This is a genomic window from Mesorhizobium sp. LCM 4577, from assembly GCF_001854795.2.
In the GTDB taxonomy this organism is placed as follows: domain Bacteria; phylum Pseudomonadota; class Alphaproteobacteria; order Rhizobiales; family Rhizobiaceae; genus Mesorhizobium; species Mesorhizobium plurifarium.
Genome location: NZ_MDDU01000013.1, coordinates 471,345 through 494,138, shown reverse-complemented (window position 1 = coordinate 494,138; position 22,794 = coordinate 471,345). Strand labels below are relative to the sequence as shown.

21 protein-coding genes are annotated in these 22,794 nt (G+C 64.0%); 8 read left to right on the top strand and 13 right to left on the bottom strand.

Annotation, left to right across the window (positions count from 1 at the left end; translation table 11 throughout):
• Positions 1-25 precede the first annotated feature (25 nt).
• Positions 26-592 carry an isoprenylcysteine carboxylmethyltransferase family protein gene (locus LCM4577_RS17540; protein WP_071032132.1) on the top strand — a complete coding sequence of 189 codons (567 nt, stop codon included), beginning with the start codon at positions 26-28 and terminating at the stop codon, positions 590-592.
• Positions 593-608: 16 nt separating this feature from the next.
• Here the strand turns inward: LCM4577_RS17540 and LCM4577_RS17535 are convergent, their stop codons facing one another.
• The 3 genes from LCM4577_RS17535 to ettA all read right to left on the bottom strand — a co-directional run bounded on the left by LCM4577_RS17535 (position 609) and on the right by ettA (position 4,307).
• Entirely contained in the window at positions 609-1,730 is a 1,122-nt protein-coding gene (locus LCM4577_RS17535; protein ID WP_071072490.1) for a beta-ketoacyl-ACP synthase III, read from the bottom strand.
• A gap of 118 nt (positions 1,731-1,848) precedes the next feature.
• Positions 1,849-2,616, bottom strand: coding sequence for a trans-aconitate 2-methyltransferase (gene tam, locus LCM4577_RS17530; RefSeq protein WP_071032091.1), 768 nt, complete (start codon positions 2,614-2,616; stop codon positions 1,849-1,851).
• A gap of 41 nt (positions 2,617-2,657) precedes the next feature.
• Positions 2,658-4,307 (bottom strand): energy-dependent translational throttle protein EttA, encoded by a 1,650-nt coding sequence (gene ettA / locus LCM4577_RS17525; RefSeq protein WP_071072489.1) that lies wholly within the window; start codon positions 4,305-4,307, stop codon positions 2,658-2,660.
• 259 nt (positions 4,308-4,566) lie between these two features.
• Between ettA and LCM4577_RS17520 the strand changes: the two genes are divergently transcribed.
• Complete coding sequence (locus LCM4577_RS17520) at positions 4,567-5,844, top strand: diguanylate cyclase (protein ID WP_083354750.1); 1,278 nt, start codon at positions 4,567-4,569, stop codon at positions 5,842-5,844.
• 24 nt (positions 5,845-5,868) lie between these two features.
• On the opposite strand, the gene LCM4577_RS17515 is transcribed toward LCM4577_RS17520, so the two are convergent.
• Positions 5,869-6,876, bottom strand: a complete 1,008-nt coding sequence (locus LCM4577_RS17515; RefSeq protein WP_071072487.1) for a ribonuclease T2 family protein — start codon at positions 6,874-6,876, stop codon at positions 5,869-5,871.
• Between the two features lie 194 nt (positions 6,877-7,070).
• Between LCM4577_RS17515 and LCM4577_RS17510 the strand changes: the two genes are divergently transcribed.
• From LCM4577_RS17510 to LCM4577_RS17500, 3 genes are all read left to right on the top strand, one after another.
• The gene (locus LCM4577_RS17510) at positions 7,071-8,003 is read left to right on the top strand and encodes an alpha/beta fold hydrolase (RefSeq protein ID WP_071072485.1); all 933 of its coding nucleotides are present in this window, start codon (positions 7,071-7,073) and stop codon (positions 8,001-8,003) included.
• Positions 8,004-8,082: 79 nt separating this feature from the next.
• The gene (locus tag LCM4577_RS17505; protein ID WP_071072483.1) at positions 8,083-9,258 is read left to right on the top strand and encodes a CaiB/BaiF CoA-transferase family protein; all 1,176 of its coding nucleotides are present in this window, start codon (positions 8,083-8,085) and stop codon (positions 9,256-9,258) included.
• Positions 9,255-10,904 carry a thiamine pyrophosphate-binding protein gene (locus LCM4577_RS17500; RefSeq protein ID WP_071072481.1) on the top strand — a complete coding sequence of 550 codons (1,650 nt, stop codon included), beginning with the start codon at positions 9,255-9,257 and terminating at the stop codon, positions 10,902-10,904. Before LCM4577_RS17505 ends, LCM4577_RS17500 begins: the two co-directional genes overlap by 4 nt.
• A 45-nt stretch (positions 10,905-10,949) precedes the next feature.
• Here the strand turns inward: LCM4577_RS17500 and LCM4577_RS17495 are convergent, their stop codons facing one another.
• The 5 genes from LCM4577_RS17495 to LCM4577_RS17475 form a co-directional block, all read right to left on the bottom strand.
• Positions 10,950-11,396 carry a CHRD domain-containing protein gene (locus LCM4577_RS17495; RefSeq protein ID WP_071032134.1) on the bottom strand — a complete coding sequence of 149 codons (447 nt, stop codon included), beginning with the start codon at positions 11,394-11,396 and terminating at the stop codon, positions 10,950-10,952.
• A 165-nt stretch (positions 11,397-11,561) separates the two neighbouring features.
• A complete protein-coding gene (locus tag LCM4577_RS17490) occupies positions 11,562-12,533 on the bottom strand; it encodes an ABC transporter substrate-binding protein (protein ID WP_071072479.1) in 972 nt (323 codons plus the stop codon).
• Between the two features lie 39 nt (positions 12,534-12,572).
• On the bottom strand, positions 12,573-13,727 hold the full coding sequence (locus tag LCM4577_RS17485) for an ABC transporter permease (protein ID WP_071072477.1): 1,155 nt from the start codon (positions 13,725-13,727) through the stop codon (positions 12,573-12,575).
• Positions 13,724-14,602: an ABC transporter permease gene (locus tag LCM4577_RS17480; RefSeq protein WP_071072476.1), complete on the bottom strand. Its 879-nt coding sequence runs from the start codon at positions 14,600-14,602 to the stop codon at positions 13,724-13,726. Before LCM4577_RS17480 ends, LCM4577_RS17485 begins: the two co-directional genes overlap by 4 nt.
• Before the next feature lie 415 nt (positions 14,603-15,017).
• On the bottom strand, positions 15,018-15,809 hold the full coding sequence (locus LCM4577_RS17475) for an ABC transporter ATP-binding protein (protein WP_071072472.1): 792 nt from the start codon (positions 15,807-15,809) through the stop codon (positions 15,018-15,020).
• Positions 15,810-15,925: 116 nt separating this feature from the next.
• On the opposite strand from LCM4577_RS17475, the gene LCM4577_RS17470 reads away from it, so the two are divergent.
• Positions 15,926-16,330, top strand: coding sequence for a cupin domain-containing protein (locus LCM4577_RS17470; protein ID WP_071072470.1), 405 nt, complete (start codon positions 15,926-15,928; stop codon positions 16,328-16,330).
• An 83-nt stretch (positions 16,331-16,413) separates the two neighbouring features.
• On the opposite strand, the gene LCM4577_RS17465 is transcribed toward LCM4577_RS17470, so the two are convergent.
• The 3 genes from LCM4577_RS17465 to LCM4577_RS17455 form a co-directional block, all read right to left on the bottom strand.
• Positions 16,414-16,791 (bottom strand): hypothetical protein, encoded by a 378-nt coding sequence (locus LCM4577_RS17465; RefSeq protein ID WP_071032102.1) that lies wholly within the window; start codon positions 16,789-16,791, stop codon positions 16,414-16,416.
• A 2-nt stretch (positions 16,792-16,793) separates the two neighbouring features.
• Positions 16,794-18,245 (bottom strand): dihydropyrimidinase, encoded by a 1,452-nt coding sequence (gene hydA / locus LCM4577_RS17460; RefSeq protein ID WP_071032103.1) that lies wholly within the window; start codon positions 18,243-18,245, stop codon positions 16,794-16,796.
• Between the two features lie 62 nt (positions 18,246-18,307).
• Positions 18,308-19,558 carry a Zn-dependent hydrolase gene (locus tag LCM4577_RS17455; protein ID WP_071032104.1) on the bottom strand — a complete coding sequence of 417 codons (1,251 nt, stop codon included), beginning with the start codon at positions 19,556-19,558 and terminating at the stop codon, positions 18,308-18,310.
• A gap of 121 nt (positions 19,559-19,679) precedes the next feature.
• Between LCM4577_RS17455 and LCM4577_RS17450 the strand changes: the two genes are divergently transcribed.
• Positions 19,680-20,318 (top strand): TetR/AcrR family transcriptional regulator, encoded by a 639-nt coding sequence (locus tag LCM4577_RS17450; protein ID WP_040988054.1) that lies wholly within the window; start codon positions 19,680-19,682, stop codon positions 20,316-20,318.
• A 94-nt stretch (positions 20,319-20,412) separates the two neighbouring features.
• Here LCM4577_RS17450 and LCM4577_RS17445 read toward each other — a convergent pair whose 3' ends face one another.
• Positions 20,413-21,741, bottom strand: a complete 1,329-nt coding sequence (locus tag LCM4577_RS17445) for an aspartate aminotransferase family protein (RefSeq protein ID WP_071072468.1) — start codon at positions 21,739-21,741, stop codon at positions 20,413-20,415.
• Positions 21,742-21,976: 235 nt separating this feature from the next.
• On the opposite strand from LCM4577_RS17445, the gene LCM4577_RS17440 reads away from it, so the two are divergent.
• Complete coding sequence (locus tag LCM4577_RS17440) at positions 21,977-22,606, top strand: TetR family transcriptional regulator C-terminal domain-containing protein (protein WP_041012267.1); 630 nt, start codon at positions 21,977-21,979, stop codon at positions 22,604-22,606.
• Positions 22,607-22,794: the final 188 nt, after the last annotated feature.

Here is a 22,794-nt window from a genome sequence, read left to right as displayed (position 1 = left end):
CGCGCAATGGGGAGGAGGCTCGATCATGCAGGTTGGACACACTGTCGCGGCGCTCTGGCTGTTCTGGGTGGTATCCTGGCTTCTCGCCGCTGCCTGGGCAGATCCCGCGCAAAAGCGCGCAGATATCAAGTCGGAGGCGCGCTACCGCGTCTTTTGGGTGGCCGGCACCGTGCTGATGTTCGTGCCGGCACACGGCTATGTCGGCAGGCTGCGACTCTGGACGCCGACGCTCACCGAGGCCTGGATTTGCGTTGCGCTTATCGCCATCGGCATCGCCTTCGCGTGGTGGGCGCGCCTGCATCTCGGCCGCTTGTGGTCCGCCAACGTCACCGCCAAAGCCGATCACCGCGTGGTCGATACCGGCCCCTATGGCCTGGTGCGCCACCCGATCTATACCGGACTGATGCTGTCGGTGCTGGCCACAGCGGCCGTCAAAGGCACGATATGGGGTATCGCAGGCGCGGCGCTGCTGCTCGTCGGCGTCGTCATCAAGGCCAGGCTGGAAGAGAGTTTCCTGCGCGGCGAGCTCGGCCCGGCCTATGACGATTACGCCAGGCGCGTGCCGATGCTGGTGCCCTTCGCACCAGCTTGACGCTGCAGGACGTGCTTCACAGCATCCTGAGCAGCGCGCCGCCGATCGAATAACCGGCGCCGAAGGCGCAGATCAGGCCGAAATCGCCGGCCTTCATGTCGGCATGGTTCTCCGACAGCGCCACGATCGCGCCGGCGCCGGCGGTGTTGCCGAGCCGCTCCAGCACCATCGGCGCGCGGTCATGGTCGACATCGTGGCCGAAGGACAGTTTCAAGATCATCGCATTCATGCGCGCATTGGCCTGATGTAGCCAGAAGCGGCGGATGCCCTCCGGCGTCAGGCCATGCTCGGCCAGGAACTCGACAATGAATTTCTGCCCGGCGACGGTGACTTCCTTGAACACCTTGTTGCCGACCTGCTTGATGAGGTTGCCTTCCAGGTTGATCATGTAGGGATCGTTCTGGGCGGTGCGCGTGTGGTAGCCGAGATTGGTGCGGATGTTGTTCGACATCTGCGTCCAGGTGCGCGTGTCAAGCACCTCGAACCGCCCGGGCCGCTTTTCGCCCTGCGCCAGCCCCTCGACGACCATGGCGACCGAGGCGTCGCCGAAGATGAAATGCGTCTGCCGGTCGCGGAAGTTGAGATGCCCGGTGATGATCTCCGGCGTCGACACCAGGATGCGCTTGTGCGCCCCTGCCCTCACCAGGTTGACCGCGACATGCAGCGCCGCCGCGGCGGAGGAGCAGCCGAGCCCCATGTCGAAGCCAGCGCCCTTGGTCCCCAAGGCCTCCTGCATCTCGATGGCAATGGCCGGATAGGGCCGCTGATGATGCGAGGCCGAGCAGATCACCAGATCGATGTCCGACCCGTCGACGCCTGCATGGGCAAGGGCCTTCCTGGCCGAGGCGATGCCGAACTCCGCCTCCAGCGACAGCGCGTCGTCCGGCCGCGCCGGAATGCGCGGCGCCATGCGGGTCGGGTCGAGGATGCCCTCGCGCTCGATGACATGGCGGCTCTTCACGCCCGAGGCATGCACGATGAAGTCGCTGTCCGATTTTTGCAGCAGCGGCTCGCCGGTTTCGGCGCGGCGCGCATTCTCCGCGTCCACCCAGCTGTTGAAGCTTGCGACCAGCTCTTCATTGGTGATGACGGGTTCAGGGATTTCGGCGCCGATGCCGCTGATGATGACGCGATGCATGTCCTATCCGTCCGAGGGGAAGCAAGTCGTGCCGAGGCGAGGCGCTACACTTGTCGCATTTGCCGGGTTTATTCCAGCTTAATTCGACAACCGCCGCTGGCATTCAGGTGGTGGATGCTCAGGCGCGCTTAGCGACGATGAATATCCGTGGAAAGCGCAGCAGCACCTTGCCGCTCGCGGTCTTCGGATAGGCCTTGGCGATCTTGGCCGTGTAGCTGTCCAGAAACAACTTCTTCTCACCCGGATCGAGCGGATCGAGGAACGGCTTCAACCCGGTCGACTTGACCCATTCGACGATCGCTTCGGCATCGGCCAGCGGATGGTTGTAGATGGTGTGCCATATGTCGAGCCGGTCGGCGAGCGGCGACAACAGATCGTAATAGAAGGACACCGGCGGCAGCGGGGCGCGCGCGGCGCCCTTGAGCTTGGCCGCGAACGGCACTTCCGTCGCTGTCTCGCGCATCAGCTGGTGYGAGGCTTCGCCGAGATTGTCGGGCATCTGGACAGCCAACGCACCGCCCGGCGCCAGAAGTCCCATCAGCCGTTGGAACACCGCCGGATGCTCCGGCAGCCACTGGAAGACGGCATTGGCGAAGATGACGTCGACGGGATGCTCGGGCTGCCATCCGGCGGCATCCGCCAGCTCGAAATTGACGTTGGGCAGCCGCGCCCTCGCCTTCTCGATCATGTCCGGCGAGGTGTCGAAGCCGCTGACCTGAGCATCCGGCCAGCGCTCGACCAGAAGCTCGGTGGAGTTGCCCGGGCCACAGCCGATGTCGACGACGCGACGCGGAAAATCGACCGGCACCTGCGCCACCAGGTCCCGCGCGGGCCGCGTGCGCTCATCCTCGAACTTCAGATATTGGGCGGCGGACCAGTCAGCCATTTGAGAACCTCGCTCTTGTTCGCCGCCCTTTTGGACCGATGCTACCGCGTCAGCCGCTTGTGCGTCATGCGGTGCGGGGCGGCCGCTTCGGCGCCGAGGCGGCGCAGCTTGTCCTTCTCATATTCCTCGAAATTGCCTTCGAACCATTCGACATGCGCGTCGCCCTCGAACGCGAGCATGTGGGTCGCCATGCGGTCGAGGAACATACGGTCGTGGCTGATGATGACGGCGCAGCCGGCATAGGCTTCGAGCGCGTCTTCCAGCGCGCCCAGCGTTTCGGTGTCGAGGTCGTTGGTCGGTTCGTCAAGCAGCAGCACATTGCCGCCCCCTTTGAGCATCTTGGCCAGGTGGACGCGGTTGCGCTGGCCGCCCGACAGGTTGCCGACCTTCTGCTGCTGGTCGCCGCCGCGGAAGTTGAAGGACGAGCAGTAGGCGCGGCTGTTGACCTCGTGCTTGCCGAGCTTGATGACCTCGGCGCCGCCGGAGATCTCTTCCCACACCGTCTTGTTCGGGTCGAGCGCGTCGCGGCTCTGGTCGACATAGCCGAGCCGCACCGTCTCGCCCTTGCGGATCGAGCCGGCATCCGGCGTCTCCTGCCCGGTGATCATCTTGAACAGCGTCGTCTTGCCGGCGCCGTTCGGGCCGATGACGCCGACGATGCCGCCCGGTGGCAGTTTGAACGACAGGTTCTCGATCAGCAGTTCGTCGCCAAAGCCCTTGTTGAGGCCTTCGACCTCGATGACGACATTGCCGAGGCGCTCGCTCGACGGGATGACGATCTGCGTGTCGGTCGGCTTGCGGCTCTGCGACTGCTCGACCAGTTCCTCATAGGCCTTGATACGCGCCTTGGACTTGGTCTGGCGCGCCTTGGGCGAGGACTGGATCCACTCGCGCTCGCGCCAGATTGCCTTCTGGCGGGCATCGTCCTCGCGGCCTTCCTGGATCAGGCGCTTGGCCTTGGCGTCGAGATATTTGGTGTAGTTGCCCTCGTACGGAATGCCGCGGCCGCGGTCGAGCTCAAGGATCCAGCCGGTGACGTTGTCGAGGAAGTAGCGGTCGTGGGTGATGATCAGCACCGACCCCGGATAGTCGCGCAGGTGCTTTTCCAGCCATTGCGTGGTCTCGGCGTCGAGATGGTTGGTCGGTTCGTCGAGCAGCAAGAGGTCGGGCTGTTCGAGCAGCAGCCGGCACAGCGCGACGCGGCGACGCTCGCCGCCCGACAGGTTGGTCACTTCGGAGTCCGGCGGCGGGCACTGCAGCGCGTCCATGGCCATCTCGACCTGCTGCTCCAGGTCCCACAGGTTGAGGCGGTCCATCTCGTCCTGGAGCTTGGCCGACTCGTCGGCCGTCTCGTCGGAATAGTTCATCATCAGCTCGTTGTAGCGCTCGATGATGGCCGTCTTCCTGGCGACGCCGTCCATGACGTTTTCGCGCACGGTCTTGCCTGCGTCGAGCTGCGGCTCCTGCGCCAGGTAGCCGACGGTCGCGCCCTCGGCCAGCCACGCCTCGCCCTGGAACTCCTTGTCGAGCCCGGCCATGATGCGCAGGATCGTCGACTTGCCCGAGCCGTTGGGGCCGAGAATGCCGATCTTGGCGTCCGGATAGAAGGACAGGTGAACATTATCGAGCACCTTCTTGGTGCCATAGGCCTTCGACAGGCCGGACATGTGATAGATGAACTGGCGAGCCACGCGCGCTTTCCCTGGAAACTGAAGTGTCAAGGTGGATGGGGGTTTGCGCGCTATGTAGGCGATGAAGCGCCGAACGGCAATCGCTTTCGGCACGAGACGGCCAATCCGCGCATTTGCCGGTTTGCCCCAAAGTCCGTCGACAGCTTTCGTCGCCCCCCCAATCGTGCGAAAGAAGCGGTTAACCATTCGCCTTCAAAACGATGCTAGGCTGGGAAATCGCGGCCCTGCCGCGGTTTCGGGGAAGGATCGGATCGACGACGTGCTGAACGGTGCCTTGCTCCTTGCCGAAGCGGTTCTCTATTTCGGCGCCATGGTCACGCTTTTCCGCTTCCGGCGCCGCATCGGGCTTGGCGTGTTCATCTGCGCGCTCGGCGTCATGCATTTCCTCGAAACCTATCTTGCCAGCGTCTTCTATGTCGCGCTGCCGTTCGGGCTGGTGTCGCCGGGTTCCGCGGTGCTCTTCTCCGGCAAGCTGGTGATGATCCTCCTGCTCTACATGAAGGACGATGCGGCGACCGTCCGCCAGCCGATCTACGGCCTTCTCCTCGGCAACGCCCTGATGATCGGCCTGGTGCTGATCCTGCGCCTGCACGCCGTTTCCACGCTTCCCGACGGCAGAATGCCCAACATCGCCTTCATCGACGAGATGGGCTGGCTGATGGTCTGGGGCACCTCGCTGCTCTTCATCGACGCCATCCTGATCATCCTGCTCTACGAGAAGCTCGGCGCCTATCTGCGCGCCAGGCCGTTCATGCGCATCCTCGCATCGGTCGCCTGCGTGCTCACCTTCGACCAAGCCGGCTTCTTCACCGCGCTGCATTTCGTCGCCGGCGCGCCCATCGAGGTCTTCTTCGGCGGCTGGCTCGCCAAGATGGGCGCAGCACTTGCCTATAGCGGCATGCTCGTCGCCTATCTCAAATGGGTCGAGGACAATGATGTCGCGGTGCCGCGCGGCCTCTCCGACATCTTCGACACCCTCACCTATCGCGAGCGCTACGAAGCGCTGATCAAATATGTCGGCCGCGACGGCCTCACCGGCTTGCTTCATCGCGGCAGCTTCGATGCCGACGGCGAGTCCGCCGTGTCGGCCGCCATCAGGATGGGCAAGCCGCTCAGCCTGCTCATCGTCGACGTCGACCATTTCAAGTCGATCAACGACCGCTTCGGCCACGCCGAGGGCGACAAAGTGCTGAAATCGATGGCTGTGCTGCTGGCCGAGACGGCCGGCGGCAACGATCAGGTGTTCCGCATCGGCGGCGAGGAATTCGCTGTGCTGACGCAACAGTCGCACGCGCCCGCCAGGCTGCTCGGCGAGACCATCAGGAACGCCGTCAAGACCTCGGCGCACACCAACCGTTTCAACATCACCGTAAGCGCCGGCGTCTCCACCGTCAGCGAAACGACGCGCTGCCTCGCCGACATTTTCGCGCTCGCCGACCAGCGCCTCTACAAGGCCAAGCTGAGCGGCCGCGACCGCGTTGTCGGCGAGCCCGGCAGCGAGGCGATCATCTTGCAGGCGGCCCCAAAATCGGCCTGACTTCGGCCTGACCGAAACTGCCGCTTACTGGAAGCCGATCGCGTCGACCGTGCCCTTCGGGCAACCGGCCTTGGCTGTCGGCGCCGACGCCATCAGGAGATCGGCGAGCTTGCTGTCGGCGTTGATCGGACCAGACAGGCCGAGCGTGATCTCACCGATCAAACGCCTGCCGCTCGAGGGGTCGACCAGACAGGACACGCGCACGCGGTCGCCCGCGCCGGCGCCGAAGGCTTCGTTGAAAGCGCCGCGGATTTGGTCCGAGGTCAATTGCTTGCCGATGTTCTTGTTGAAGAGATCGCGCACTGCGGAGGCGTTCACCGCGCGCATCAGATTGAGCGCGTCTGAAAAATACTCCTGCTGGTTCTTGCCGTAGCAGGTGCCGTGCTTGATCCATTCGTGGCGCTCGAGCTTGGAGGCCGTGCCCGGCATCACCTGGTCGAGCTCGGCGCGCGTGTTGGCGTCGAGATCGACCGGCGGCAGGTCTCCCCAATGCGCCGGATTGTCATTGGCCTTGTCGCTCGCCGACACCTGGCAATAGAAATTGCCGTTCGGCTGCGGCCATAGCCCATGCAGGGTGAAGTGCGACGCATCGAACTCGCTCGGGCTCTGGGCCTTGCATTCGGGCTTGCTGGCCTTGGTCTCGCAGAAAGCCGGCTGCCAGCTCAGCGCAAAAACATATTCAGGTTTTCCGGAGGCTGACGACGGCTTGGTCTGGCTGGAGGGCGCCGGCGTGGCGGAAGCGCTGCCGCCGGTGACATGGCCGCAACTGATCTTCACCCAGCGCCGCTCCGGATCAGCTCCAGGCACCTGGATCAGATAATGGGTGGGCTCGTCCTTGTTGCCGGCAAGGAGATCGTAGCTCTTCCCGGCTTCGGTCGAGATGTTGCCTGGATTCTTGCCGCTCTTGATGGCCTGCGTCGCCGGACACGCGCTATCGGACACGAAAGTGCCGCTCATCTTCACGTCGGCATGCGCCACTCCGGCACCAGCCACAGTCAGCGCTATCGAACCCCACAATGCCCAAACCCGCATCCCGCTCTCCCGGCGATCATTGAACCGTATTGGATTCGTCACACTAGAACAGCCGACGTGTCAGAATTGCGATCTTTTTCGCCGCGCGAAAAAACAATCCCCAGCTGAACGCTTTCGTCGGCGTGTCCGCAAGCACGCTTGTCCACTTGACGCCGGCAAAGCCGTCGCCCAACAGTCTCCGGGGGGAGCGAGACATGCCATTCGACAAGCAAACCAGCCTGGCCTCACCGACCGGGGCTGAGCTCAACCTTTATGTGAGAGAAGCCGCCGGAAATCCGTGCGCCGTGGTCCAGATCAACCACGGCCTGGCCGAGCACGCGGCGCGCTATGCGCGCTTTGCCGATTTCCTCAGCCAAAGAGGTTTCCACGTCTATGCCCATGACCATCGTGGCCATGGCGCGACGAAGGCGCCCGACGCGCCGCTCGGCAAATTCGCGGATACCGGCGGCATCGCCAAGGTGATCGCCGATGTCGACGCCGTTCACGACCTGATCGCGACCGAGCATCCGGGCTTGCCGGTGATCGTTTTTGGACATTCGCTGGGCGCGTCCGTCGCGCTCAACTTCGTGCTGCGCCACTCCGGGCGTGTCCATGCCGCCGCGATCTGGAACGGTAATTTCTCGCAAGGCCTGCTCGGCCAGCTGGCGCTTGGCATTCTAGGCTGGGAGCGGATGCGGCTCGGCTCCGACGTGCCCTCGCGCCTTCTGCCCAAGCTCACCTTCCAGGCCTGGGGCAAGGCGGTGCCCAACCACCGAACCCTGTTCGACTGGCTGTCGCGCGACCCCGTCGAGGTCGACAAATATGTCGCCGACCCGCTCTGCGGCTGGGACGCCTCCATCTCGATGTGGCGCGATGTCGTCAATATGGCGCAGCACGCCGGTAAGGATTCCAGTTTCGCCGGCGTCCGGCGCGACCTCTTCGTCAATCTTGTCGGCGGCGAGAAGGACCCGGCGTCGGACTACGGCAAGGCCGTCCATCACCTGGCGAAGCGCATGCGGGCAATGGGCTTTTCGAATCTGGTTTCAAAGGTTTACCCGGAAACGCGGCACGAAAGCCTGAACGAGGTCAATCGAGACGTCGTCATGGACGATTTCGCCRCATGGGCCGACGGCGTGCTGAAATCCTGACGCGGTGGCCTATCGCATGGGTCGTGACACGGCGGGTGCGTGTTGATAGAGGCTGCGCTTTGTTTAACCACGGTGATCCATGGCAGAACCTCCGCTGAAAGGCATCCGCGTTATCGAACTCGCCCGCATCCTGGCCGGTCCCTGGGCCGGGCAGTTGCTCGCCGATCTCGGCGCCGATGTTATCAAGGTCGAGAGCCCGGATGGCGGCGACGATACCCGCAAATGGGGTCCGCCCTTCGTCATGAGCCATGACGGCGAGAACCTCTCGGCCGCCTATTACCACTCCTGCAATCGCGGCAAGCGTTCGATCGCCGTCGACTTCTCCAGGCCTGAGGGCGCCGAGACGCTGCGCAAGCTGGTCGCCACCGCCGACGTGCTGATCGAGAACTTCAAGCTCGGCGGCCTGAAGAAATACGGCCTCGACTATGACAGCCTGAAGGCGATCAATCCGCGCCTCGTCTATTGTTCGATCACCGGCTTCGGCCAGGACGGACCCTATGCGCCGCGCGCGGGCTACGATTTCATCATCCAGGCCATGGCCGGCATGATGTCGATCACCGGCGAGCCGGGCCGCGAGCCGCAGAAGGCCGGCGTCGCCATCTCCGATATCTTCACCGGTCTCTATTCGGTGATCGCCATCCAGGCGGCGCTTCGCCATGCCGAAAAGACCGGCGAGGGCCAGCACATCGACATGGCGCTGTTCGACAGCCAGATCGCCGCGCTCGGCAATCAGAACCTCAACTATCTGGTTTCCGGCAAGTCGCCGGTGCAGATGGGCAATGCGCATATGAACATCGCCCCTTACGAGGTCCTGCCGGTGCGGGATGGCCACATCATCCTGGCGGTCGGCAATGACGGGCAGTTCGGCAAGTTCTGCGCCGCTGTGGGCCTTACAGATCTACCCGCCAATCCGGATTTCGCCACCAACCCGGCCCGCGTCGCCAACCGCGTGAAGCTGCGCCAGACGATCGTCGAAACCCTCGCCACTTGGGATCGCGATCCGCTTTTGGCAAAGCTCGAGGCAGCCGGCGTCCCGGCGAGCCCGATCAACACGATCGGCCAGATGTTCGCCGATCCGCAGACGATCGCGCGCGGCATGCGGCTCGACCTCGACGACGGCCATGGCAATCGCCTGCCTTCGGTGCGCGCGCCGATGGTGATGTCGGGCACGCCGCTCGTCTATGAGCGCCCCTCGCCGCGCCTTGGCGAGYACACGCAAGAAATCCTTGCCGAACTGGAGAGATCAGCAAAATGAAGACCGGCGGACAACTGATCGTCGAGGCGCTCGAGGCGAACGGCGCCGACCGCATTTTCTGCGTTCCCGGCGAATCCTATCTCGCGGTGCTGGACGCCCTGCATGACTCTTCGATCCGCACCATCGTCTGCCGCCAGGAAGGCGGCGCCGCGATGATGGCCGACTGCCAGGGGAGGCTGACCGGCAAGCCCGGCATCTGCTTCGTCACCCGCGGCCCCGGCGCCACCAACGCCTCGGCCGGCGTCCATATCGCCATGCAGGATTCGGTGCCGATGATCCTGTTCATCGGCCAGGTCGCCAGCCATGCCAAGGAGCGCGAAGCCTTCCAGGAGGTCGACTACAAGCGCTTCTTCGGCGACATCGCAAAATGGGTGGTCGAGATCGACGATGCCGCGCGCATCCCCGAATTCGTCACCCGCGCCTTTGCAGTCGCGACCTCGGGCCGTCCCGGCCCGGTTGTCATCTCGCTGCCGGAAGACATGCTGACCAGCGAGGTCGAGGCACCGCAAGCGCTGCCGCACACACCGGTCGAGACACGTCCGGGCGAAGCCGAGCTCGATGCGCTGCAGATGCTGCTCGCCAATGCAAAGCGTCCCTTCGTCATTCTCGGCGGCACGCGCTGGAACGAGGAAGCCGTGGCGCATATGCGCACGATCGCCGAGGCCTGGTCGCTGCCGGTCGGCTGCTCCTTCCGCCGCCAGATGCTGTTCGACCATCTGCATCCGAGCTACGCCGGCGATGTCGGTATCGGCATCAATCCGAAGCTGGCGGAGCGGATCAAGCAGGCCGACGTGGTGCTTTTGATCGGCGGTCGCCTGGGCGAGATGCCGTCCTCGGACTACACGCTGCTGAAGAGCCCTTATCCCGACCAGGCGCTGGCGCATGTCCATGCCGATGCCGGCGAGCTCGGCCGCGTCTACCGGCCGACGATAGCCATCAACGCCTCACCCGCCGCCTTCGTCGAGGCTTTTGCCAAGCGCAAGCCCGCCGCTAGCCCTTCCTGGGCGGCAGAGACGGAAAAGGCGCATACCGCCTATCTCGAATGGTCGACGCCGCCGCAGACCGGCCCTGGCCCAGTGCAGATGGGTCCGATCATCGAGCATCTCGGAAGAATCCTGCCGGAAGACGCCATCCTCACCAACGGTGCCGGCAACTACGCCACCTGGGTGCATCGCTTCTACCGCAACCGCCGCTTCGGCACCCAGGCCGCGCCCACATCCGGCTCGATGGGCTACGGCACGCCAGCCGCGGTTGCGGCCAAATCACTGTTCCCGGACCGCACCGTGGTGGCCTTCGCCGGCGACGGCTGCTTCCTGATGAACGGCCAGGAGTTCGCGACGGCCGTCCAATATGACCTGCCGATCATCGTGATCGTCGTCAACAACGGCATTTACGGCACGATCCGCATGCATCAGGAACGGGAATATCCGAGCCGCGTCGTCGCCACCGAGCTCAGGAACCCGGACTTTGCGGCGCTGGCCCGCGCCTATGGCGGCCATGGCGAAACGGTGGAAAAAACCGCCGACTTCGCGCCGGCCTTCGAACGCGCGTGCGCCAGCGGCAAGCCGGCGATCGTCGAGATCAAGCTCGATCCCGAGGCGATCACGCCGACCCGCACGCTGACGCAGATACGCAATAAGGCCTGAGCGCCGGCCCGCCGACTTCCGAATGGATCGCGATTCTGTCGGGCGCTACATCGCTTCGCCTGACTTCTCGATCTGCCCGCGGATCTCGCCGTCCTTGTTCTTGGCGGTATGGACGTTGACGTAGTATTTGCCGGCCTCCAGGTCGGCCGCTTGCGCGTCCGTCAGCGTCGCCGATCCCTTGATCGGGCTTTTCAGCTTCTTGAACGGGATGACCGGATCCGCATTCGCGCCCATATCCGCCGGCCCGTGGATGTGGGCGGCCACGGCAGGCCCGCTGAGGCCGGAATATTTGACGTTCCAGCTGAGCTTCTTGCTGGTGGTGTCGAAGGTGAGCGTCGCGGTGCCCTTGCCCTTGGTGGTGACGGGCGGGCTCTGCTGGCTGCCGTCGAGCGTCGCCTTGAACTTCATCGTCTCGGCCATGGCCGGCGATGCGAGAAGTAAGGCGGTCGAAGCAGCCAAAGCCGAAAGCATCGGTACGGATAGGATGCGCATGAAGACCTCCGTTGATTGCAGCATCCTTGGCGGCTCCCCGGCGCACGGATGCGCCAATTAACGGCTGGATCGCAGGAAGTATCCCGGCACACGCACATTTTACCGGCGGGCACGAAAAAGGGGCGGTCGCCCGCCCCTTTCCACCTTCCGCGTTGAGAGCCGAGCTTACTTGATCGCCTTGTCGGTGATCGCGGTCGTGTAGGCGCCGCTCGCCTCCTTGCTGATGATCTTCTGGTCGAGCAGCGCCTTGGCGGTGCGCTCGTAAGCGGCCGGGATCAGCTTGCCGTCGGCATTGTCGATCAGCTTGGCCACTTCCTTCATCATGAACTTCTGGTGGTTCTCGTCCTGGCCGCCGGCGTCGACGACGATCTCAGYCGCCTCGTCGGTGTTCTCGGTGGCGTATTTCCAGCCCTTCATCGAGGCGCGCACGAAACGTACCATCTTGTCCTCGAAGGCCGGGTCCTTGAGCTTGTCCTCGAGCGTGTAGAGCCCGTCCTCCAGAAGGTCGTTGCCCATCGCCGAGTAGTTGAACACGACAAGGTCTTCCGGCTTGTAGCCGGCGTCCAGCACCTGGCCGTATTCGTTATAGGTCATGACCGAGATGCAGTCGGCCTGCTTCTGGATCAGCGGCTGCACGTCAAAACTCTGCTTGAGCACGGTGACGCCGTCCGGGCCGCCATCGGTCTTGAGGCCGATCTTGTTCATCCAGGCGTAGAACGGATATTCGTTGCCGAAGAACCAGACGCCGAGCGTATGGCCCTTGAAGTCGGCTTCCGTCTTGATCGGCCCGGCCTTGGGGCAGACCAGTTCCATGCCCGCCTTCTTGAACGGCTGGGCGATGTTGACGAGCATAACGCCCTTGTCGCGGGCCGCGAGCGCGCCGCCCATCCAGTCGACGATGACGTCGGCGCCGCCGCCGGCGATCACCTGTTCCGGCGCGATATCCGGGCCGCCCGGCTTGATGTCGACGTCGAGGCCTTCGGCGTCATAGAAGCCCTTGGCCTTGGCGACATAGTAGCCGGCGAACTGGGCCTGCGTGACCCATTTCAGCTGCAGCGTCACCTTGTCGGCGGCCATCGCCTGGAAGGCGGCCAGCGACATGGCGCCGGCCAAAGCAGAAATCAGCAGTCTTTTCATGTTGTTACCCTCTGAAGTTAGCACCCAAACCCACCGCCCCTATCCACCTCGGACAGAGGGATGCCAAAACGTGACGGCTCTCTCGACGAGAGCGACCACGCCATAAAAGACCGAACCCGCAAGGGCTGCAACTGCGATTTCGGCCCACACCATGTCGATGTTCATCCGCCCGACTTCCGTCGAAATGCGGAATCCCATGCCGACCACGGGCGTGCCGAAGAACTCCGCGACGATGGCGCCGATCAGCGCCAGCGTCGAGTTGATCTTCAGCGCGTTGAAGATGAACGGCATTGCCGCCGGAAGCCTGAGCTTCAGCAAGGTCGGCCAATAGCCCGACGCATAGGTGCGCATCAGATCGCGCTCCATATGCCCGGATGCGGCGAGCCCCGCGACCGTGTTCACCAGCATCGGGAAGAAGGTCATGATGATGACGACCGCGGCCTTGGACGGCCAGTCGAAGCCGAACCACATGACCATGATGGGCGCCACGCCGATGATCGGCAGCGCCGAGACCATATTGCCGATCGGCAGCAGCCCGCGCCGCAGGAATGGCACGCGGTCGGCGAGGATGGCGACGGCGAAGCCGGCGAGATTGCCGACGATGTAACCAATGAGCACCGCCTTGAAGATCGTCTGCCGCACGTCCGACCCCAGGATCGGCAGCGAGTTGGCGATGCGCGCGCCGATGGCGCTCGGCGGCGGCAGAAGGATGAAGGGGATGCCGGCGCCGCGCGTCACCGCTTCCCAGATGATCAGGATCCAGGCCCCGAAGATCGCCGGGATGATCAGGCGCAAGGCGTTCCTTGAGACGCTTTCGCTCGGACGTAACGAGGCGAGCAAGGCAACGCAGCGCCAGGCAAGCAGCCAGGCAGCGGCGAGCAGCAGGAAATACGGCGCCAGCGCCGTGCCTTCGAAACCGGCTATGCCCTTGATCAGGAGCCAGGCGGCGGCATGGGCGCCGACGAACAGCACGATGGCCTCGACCATCGGCGTCAGCTTTGTGACCGAGACCAGTGCCGCGAGGAGCAACAGCCCGATGATCAGCCCCTTCGCGCCCATATAAGGATACGCGAGCGTTGCGGCCGGCTCTGCCAGCGCGGCGGCTTCCGGCTTCGTCATTGCGCCGAGCGCGAAGGCGATGAGGCTGAGCGCAATCGCCAGCACCGATTGCCAGGACGGTTTCAACCAGATCATGCCGGCCTCCCGCCCATGGCGCGGTCGACAAGGCGGCCGGCGACGCCGACCACCATCACCAGCAGCGCCGCGACGATGGAGCCCGCGACCAGAGCCGACCAGATATCGATGGTCTGGCTGTAATAGGCGCCGGCGAGCAGCTTCGCGCCGATGCCGGCGACCGCTCCCGTCGGCAATTCACCGACGATGGCGCCGACCAGGCTTGCCGCCACCGCCACCTTCATCGAGGTGAACAGGAACGGCACCGACGCCGGCACGCGGAGTTTCCAGAAGGTCTGCGAAGCGCTGGCATTGTAGGTATGCATCAGGTCGAGATGCATGAGCTCGGGCGAACGCAGGCCCTTCACCATGCCGACAGCCACGGGGAAGAATGACAGATAGGTCGAGATCAGCGCCTTGGGGATCAGGCCGGTGATGCCGATCGCCRCCAGCACCACGATGATCATCGGCGCCACCGCCAGGATCGGAATGGTCTGCGAAGCGATGATCCACGGCATCAGGCTGCGGTCGAGCGTCGCCACATGCACGATGCCGACCGCGATGAGGATGCCGAGCGCCGTGCCGAAGGCGAAGCCGAGCAGCGTCGAGGACAGCGTCACCCAGGCGTTGTAGACCAGGCTGCGGTTGGACGTGACGGACCGCAGGAAGGTGTTTTCGAAGAAATTCACCGCCACCTGATGCGGCGCCGGCAGCGTCGGTTTCGGCTGCGACAGCGTCTTGCCGATGAACTCGACCGCGCCGGGCGTCTCATTGCCTCGTTGATCGAGATCGCGCTGGAACGGCGCGTTGAGGATCACGGCAAAGACGTACCAGAGCACCACCACGCCGGCGAGGATGGCGGTGACGGGGATGATTTTCGAGCGGAAGGAGTCCATCTAGCGGCGCCCTCCTCCTCTCCCCAGCGGGGAGAGGGTGGCCGGAGCGAAGCGAAGGCCGGGAGCCTTGGTTGCCATTGCGGCGGCGCTAGCGCTCTTCGTCATCCTAGAGCGGAGCAGGTATGTAGCGGCCTGCGCGACTGGAGCCGCCCACCGCCATCTCGTCATCCTAGGGCGGAGCAAGGAGCGAAGCGACGCAGCGCAGACCCTAGGATCCATGCCGTTACTTCTCCGCTCCGCAGCGGTGCAGAATACAGCTCCCCGCGCCCTGCGGCGGTTAGCGACCATTCTGCACCGTTTGGACCCTTCGGCCGGCGCCACGGCATGGATCCTAGGGTCTGCGCTCCGCTTCGCGTCGCTCCGCCCTAGGATGACGAAGGCGTGGGAGCTTCGTCCGCACTGATTCGCCCTCCCCTCAATCATCATAGCTGTGCCCAGCCCTCAGGCCATCCCGCACGCGCGCGGCGATCGCCAAAAACTCCGGCGTCTCGCGGATGTCGAGCGGGCGCTTCCGCGGCAGCGTCGATTCGATGATGTCGGTGACGCGGCCGGGCCGCGGCGACATCACCACGATGCGGGTCGACAGGTACACCGCCTCGGGGATCGAATGGGTAACGAAGCAGATCGTCTTGTTGGTCCGCGCCCAGAGGTCGAGAAGCTGCTCGTTCAGATGGTCCCGCACGATCTCGTCCAGCGCGCCGAACGGCTCGTCCATCAGGAGCAGGTCCGCATCGAAGGCCAGGGCGCGCGCGATCGAGGCGCGCTGCTGCATGCCGCCGGAAAGCTGCCAGGGATATTTCTTCTCGAAGCCCGAGAGGTTGACGAGCGCCAGCGTGCGCTTGATGCGTTCCGCCTGCTCGGCCTGGCTCAGGCCCATGACCTCCAGCGGCAGCGCCACGTTGCGCTCGATCGTGCGCCACGGGAACAGGGCGGCGGCCTGGAACACATAGCCGTAGGAGCGCTTCTCGCGCGCCTGCTCGGGCGTCAGCCCGTTGACGGAGATCGTCCCCGAGGTTGCCTTCTCCAGGTCGGCGATGACGCGCAGCAAGGTGGTCTTGCCGCAGCCGGACGGCCCGATGAAGGAGACGAATTCGCCCTTGCCGATGGTCAGATCGACATTGGACAGCGCCTGCACCGGACCGTCATTGGTCTGGAAGGTAAGGCCGAGCTTGCTTGCCGAAACGACGGCTGGCGGCTGTTCGATCATTGGCTGCAGCCTGCCTTTCGCAGCCGCCGCGGCGCTGTCCGCAATCCGGTTGATTTTATGATAGCGTTGCTTTCCACTCGTCCTGTCCCACCCGATCGACGCCCGGAGCCTTGCCGATGCCGCCTAAACCCACCTGTCATCTCATTCGCCCGGAAAGCACCTATCAGGGCAAACAGGGGCTGAGTTATTTCGCCGGCATCGCCGCCGAGACTGTCGGCTCGTCCGGCATCTGCATGCATCTTCTCACCATGCCGCCCGGCGCCCGCGCCAAGGCGCATATGCATGAAAGCCATGAGACGGCCATCTACGTGCTCTCGGGCGAAGTCCACACCTGGTACGGCGACCGGCTCGAGCATCACATCGTCGTCAAGGCCGGCGACCTCTTCTATATTCCGGCGGGCGTTCCCCATCTGCCGGCCAATCTGAGCGGCGCCCCGTCCTCGGCGGTCATCGCCCGCACCGATCCCAACGAACAGGAAAGCGTCGTCCTGCTGCCGGAGCTGGATGGGCTTGTTGCCTAGGGCATTTTGCAGCCAAGCGGCGCTTGGCGTCGCATAAATGCGGCCGGAACGAATACGTCTCACAGGAACTGACGGGATCGCCGTCATTTGCATCGCGCGACTTCGCCCATCACATTGCCGTCCTCGTCGGACACCACCAGCTTCTTGGCATTCTTCGCACTGCGCTTGATGGTGAATTTGGCCGGCGCCTGTCCCTCTTCGCCTTCGGCCTCGCATTTTGCCGTCACCACCAGCGATCCGTCGGCCTGGGCCTGCTTGTCGCTGAAGGTGCAGGCGCTGGCCGCCGTGATCAGTTCCTTGTCGGTCAAAAGCAGCATCTTGTCGGCAGCCACTTCCTGGCCGTTCTTGTTGATGCAGCCATATTTGTCGCCATAAGGCTTGCTGAGGTCTATGCCCCCAGCGACTGCCTGGCTGGCGGCCAGCACAGCAGTCGCCGCGATCGCAAGATGAAGAGCCCGCATGGTCAGACGCCGGTGGCCGGAATGCCGGTCCGCTCCACCTTGCGCGGCGCGGAAATCTCTTTCCAGGTCGACAGCGCCCGGTTGACCGCGGCGTTCGGCTCGCGAGCGACGAACTCGCCATGGCCGGCCTTGGCCTTGACGTCCGCTTCCTCGGTCGAGAGTTCGCCGCGCGAGAAGACGAAGCGCGGCAGGCCGGTCACCTCGACGCCTTCGAAGACATTGTAGTCGATCACCGATTGCTGCTTCTTGGCCGAGATCGTCTTCTTGCGCTTCGGGTCCCAGACGACGATGTCGGCGTCGGCCCCTTCGACGATCGCGCCCTTCTTCGGGTACATGTTGAGGATCTTGGCGATGTTGGTCGAGGTCACCGCGACGAACTCGTTCATCGTCAGCCGCCCGGTGTTGACGCCTCTGGTCCACAGCACCGGCAAGCGGTCTTCGAGCCCGCCCGTGCCGTTCGGGATCTTGGTGAAGTCGCCGACGCCGTTTCTTTTCTGCTTGGTGGTGAAGGCGCAGTGGTCGGTCGCCACCACCTGCAGCGAGCCGGCCTGCAGGCCGGCCCACAGCGAGTCCTGGTGCAGCTTGTTGCGGAAGGGCGGGCTCATCACACGGCGCGCCGCGTGGTCCCAGTCCTTGTTGAAATACTCCGTCTCGTCGAGCGTCAGATGCTGGATCAGCGGCTCGCCGAACACCCGCATGCCCTTCTGGCGGGCGCGGCGGATCGCTTCGTGGCTCTGCTCGCAGGAGACATGCACGACATAGAGCGGCACACCGGCCATGTCGGCGATCATGATGGCGCGGTTTGTCGCCTCGCCTTCCACCTCCGGCGGACGCGAATAGGCATGGCCCTCGGGGCCGTTGTTGCCGGCGGCCAGAAGCTTTTGCGAGAGCGCCGCGACAACGTCGCCATTCTCGGCGTGGACAAGCGGCAGCGCGCCGAGATCGGCGCAGCGCTGGAACGACGCATACATCTCGTCGTCGTCGACCATCAGCGCACCCTTATAGGCCATGAAGTGCTTGAACGAGGTGATGCCCCGGTCGACGACTTGAGCCATCTCGTCGAACACCTGCTTGCCCCACCAGGTGATCGCCATGTGGAAGGAATAGTCGCAGGAGGCTTTCGACGTCTTGTTGTCCCACATCTGCAGCGCTTCGAGCAACGACTGCTGCGGCGCCGGCAGGCAGAAATCGACCACCATCGTCGTGCCGCCGGAGAGCGCGGCGCGCGTGCCGGATTCGAAATCGTCGGCCGAATAGGTGCCCATGAACGGCATTTCGAGATGGGTGTGCGGATCGATGCCGCCCGGCATGACATAGCAGCCCGTGGCGTCGAACTCGTGGTCGCCGTGCAGATTGGAGCCGATGGCGACGATCTTGCCGTGCTGCATCAGCACGTCGGCCTTCCACGTGCGGTCGGCGGTGACGACGGTGCCGTTGCGGATGACTTTGGTCATATCTGTTCCCCTGTTCTTTCGCGCTTCTTGGCGAGCGGCGTTTCGAGGTGACGTCTATTCGATCATTCGACGATCCCCGCCGTTTCGACCACCGCGTGGAACAGCACGTCGGCGCCCGCCGCGGCCCATTCCTTGGAGATTTCCTCGGCCTCGTTGTGGCTGAGACCGCCCACGCAGGGGCACATGACCATGGTCGCGGGCGCGACCTTGGCCGCCCAGCAGGCATCGTGGCCGGCGCCCGAGATGATGTTCATGTGGCTGTAGCCAAGCTTTTCGGCGGCGGTGCGCACGCGGCCGACCAGCGTCGGATCGAAGGTTACCGGATCGAAATGGCCGACCGCCTCGACCGAGCATTTAACGCCGAGCGCCTCGCAGATCTTCGGCGCTTCCTTCTCGATGCGGGCGCGCATGCCGTCGAGCTTCGCCTGGTCCGGCGAGCGGATGTCGACGGTGAAGATCACCGTGCCCGGCAAAACGTTGCGTGAATTGGGTGCAAACTTCACCTGTCCGACGCCGCCGACGGCCCCGGGCTGGCTCTCCATGGCCACCGTCTGCACCATGTCCAGGATACGGGCCATGGCAAGGCCGGCATTGACGCGCATATTCATCGGCGTCGAGCCGGTATGCGCCTCCTTGCCCGTCAGCGTGAATTCAAGCCACCACAGGCCCTGGCAGTGCGTCACCACGCCGATCTGCTTGTTCTCGGCCTCCAGAATCGGTCCCTGCTCGATGTGGTACTCGAAATAGGCGTGCATCTTGCGCGCGCCGACCTTCTCGTCGCCGACCCAGCCGATTCGTTTCAGCTCATCGCCGAAGGTCAGGCCGTCCAGATCCTTGCGGGCATAGGCGTAGTCCTGCGTATGCACACCGGCGAACACGCCGGAGGCAAGCATGGCCGGGGCGAAACGCGCGCCCTCCTCGTTCGTCCAGTTGGTGACGACGATCGGATGTTTCGTCTTGATGCCGAGATCGTTGAGCGAACGCACGACCTCGAGGCCCGAGAGCACGCCGAGCACGCCATCATATTTGCCGCCGGTCGGCTGGGTATCGAGATGGGAACCGACATAGACCGGCAGCGCATCCGGATCGGTGCCGGCGCGCGTCATGAACATGGTGCCCATCTGGTCGACACCCATCGAGAGCCCGGCCGCATCGCACCAGGACTTGAAAAGCGCGCGGCCTTGCTTGTCGGAATCGGTGAGCGTCTGGCGATTGTTGCCGCCGGCAATGCCGGGGCCGATCTTCGCCATCTCCATGATGGAATCCCACAAACGGTCCGAATTGATTCGCAGATTTTCGCCGGGTGCGGCCATTTGCGGTTCCCATTTTCACCAGGGGTCTTGTCGCCCCTTGAGTGGTTTGCATCCTGACCGTATGGTCAACTTTCAGACTACACAAGCTGACCAAGCGGTCAACGAGAATCTTGGGGGAGACATGACCGAATCCACCCGTCCGATGCGGCGGCAGGATATAAGGCGGGAGAATGAAAAAGCCATCCTGCTCGCCGCCGAAAAGGTGTTCGCGGAGGCTGGGTTCGGTGGCGCCACGATGCAGTTGATCGCCGACCTGGCGGGGCTGCCAAAGGCAAATCTCCACTATTATTTCGCCACCAAGGAAGAACTCTACCGGTCCGTCGTCCAGAACATTTTCGAAATCTGGCTGCAGGCGGCCAATTGCTTCGACGCTGCGCGCGGCCCGGTTGACGGCATCAGCGCCTATATCGACGCCAAGATGGAAATATCGCGCCGTCATCCGGACGGTTCGAAGGTCTGGGCCTCGGAAGTGATGCACGGCGCGCCGGTGCTTCAGGACTATATGGAATCGACTTTGCGCGAATGGACCGATGGCCGCGTCGAGATCATCAGGCGCTGGATCGAGGAGGGCAAGATGGACCCGGTGGACCCACGGCATCTCCTTTACATGCTCTGGGCCACGACCCAGCACTACGCCGATTTCGGCCACCAGATCGAGACGCTGAACGGCGGCAAGTCGCTCTCCGACCGGCAATGGCGGGAAGCCAAGGAAAACATCAAGCGGGTGATCCTGACCGGCATCGGCGCGCAGCCAGCCTGAATCAAGATTACTCAAGACCGGCGCTCCCGCGCCGACCTCACCTGCCGTGCCGCGGACACCCTCCCTCGACGGGGAAGATGCCCGCTCCGGTTTGTCAGTCGATCGACCTCAGAACATCGCGAACATGGTCGATCAGCTCGTTGATCTGGCCCTTGGTGATGATCAGCGGCGGCGACAGCGCGATAATGTCGCCGGTGGTGCGGATCAGCGCGCCGCGCTCGAAGGCCTTGACGAAGGCCGAGAACGCCCGCTTGGTCGGGCTGCCGGCGATCGGCGCCAGCTCGATCGCGCCGATCAGGCCGATGTTGCGGATGTCGATGACATGCGGCTCGCCCTTGAGCGAATGCAGCGCGTCTTCCCAGTAAGGCGCGAGTTCCTCGCCGCGCGTCAGCAGACCTTCTTCCTTATAGGTGTCCAGCGTGCCGAGCGCCGCCGCGCTGGCGATCGGATTGCCCGAATAGGTATAGCCGTGGAAGAACTCGATCATGTGCTCGGGGCCGGTCATGAAGGCGTCGTGGATCTCCTTCCTGACGAACACCGCACCCATCGGGATGACGCCGTTGGACACGCCCTTGGCCGTCGTCATGATATCCGGCGTGACGCCGAAATAGTCCGCCGCGAACGGCGTGCCGAGACGGCCGAAGCCGGTGATCACTTCATCGAAAATCAACAATATGCCGTGCTTGGTGCAGATTTCCCGAAGCTTCTGCAGATAGCCCTTCGGCGGCAGGATGACGCCGGTCGAGCCGGCGACCGGCTCGACGATGACGGCCGCGATGGTCGAGGCATCATGYAGCGCGACGAGCCGCTCGAGATCGTTCGCGAGCTCCGCGCCATGCTCCGGCACGCCCTTCGAGAAGGCGTTCTTCTCCGGCAGATGCGTGTGCGGCAGATGGTCGACGCCGCCGARCAGCGTGCCGAACATCTTGCGGTTGGAGACGATGCCGCCGACCGAGATGCCGCCGAAATTGACGCCATGATAGCCGCGTTCGCGGCCGATCAGGCGGGTGCGCGAGCCCTCGCCGCGAACACGGTGGTAGGCGATCGCCATCTTGAGCGCGGTCTCGACCGATTCCGATCCGGAATTGGTGAAGAAGACATGGTCCATGCCCTTGGGCGCGATATCGACCAGGCGGTTCGCCAGCTCGAACACGACCGGGTGGCCCATCTGGAAGGCCGGCGCGTAATCCAGCTCGGCGGCCTGGTTCTGGATCGCCTCGGTGATCTTCGGCCGGCAATGGCCGGCGTTGACGCACCAGAGGCCAGCGGTGCCGTCGAGCACCTTGCGGCCGTCGCTGGTGGTGTAATGCATGTCCTTGGCGGACAAGAACATGCGTGGCGCCTGCTTGAACTGACGGTTTGCCGTGAACGGCATCCAGAATGCGCTGAGATCGTTCGGCGTGACTTTCAGCCGGTTGGACATGACCAAGACTTCCCCTTGTAACCTGTTTCGGTGCGGCCAACGCTTGGTCTTTGCTGCGTTTTCGTGCTACGCAAATTTTTGACCGGTTGGACAAACGTTAGCACCGCCTGTCGGCGGTCAGGGGATTACTAGCGGAAATGCCGCATAAAAAGCGCGCTCCACAGCCCAAGGAAAAACTGGTCCAGACAATTGGTCCAGACGGTCGGCGCGACGGATTGYAAGGATGACGGCCACGATGGAAGGCTCCGCTCCCCGCCGCACCCGCATCCAGCAGGAAAAGCGCGAGCTGATCCTCGAAGCCGCGCTCGAAGTCTTCTCCGCCAACGGCTTTCGCGGCTCGACCATCGATCAGATCGCCGAAGCCGCCGGCATGTCGAAGCCGAACCTTCTCTATTACTTCCGCCGCAAGGAAGACATTCACGAGACATTGATGCAGCGCCTGCTCGACACCTGGCTGGCGCCATTGCGTGAGCTGGACGACATCGGCGACCCGCTGACGGAGCTCAGAAGCTATATCCGCAGGAAGCTGGAGATGGCGCGCGACTTCCCGCGCGAAAGCCGGCTTTTCGCCAACGAGATCCTGCAGGGCGCGCCGCGCATCAAGCCGATGCTGGAGGGCGAGTTGAAGACCCTGGTCGACGAGAAGGCCGCCGTCATCAAGGGCTGGATGCGCGCCGGCAAGATCGTCCGCACCGATCCCTGGCACCTGATCTTCTCGATCTGGGCGACGACGCAGCATTATGCCGATTTCGACGTCCAGGTTCGCGCCGTGCTCGGCGCCGACCGCGGCGGCGACGGGCGCTTCGAGGACGCGGCGCGGTTTCTGGAGCAGCTGTTTCTGGATGGGCTGAAGCCGAAGGGTTAGCGTCGACGAGATGCTAGCGGGTGGACCGAACGTGGGGCCAGCTTGTCCGTCGTCTGGTCGTACTGACCTCGGAGATTAGCCGAGGCGCCCATCATCTCGTCATCCACGGGCGGAGCAAGGAGCGTAGCGACGCAGCGCAGACCCGAGGATCCATTCCGTGACTTCAATGCGCCACTACGGTGCAAATT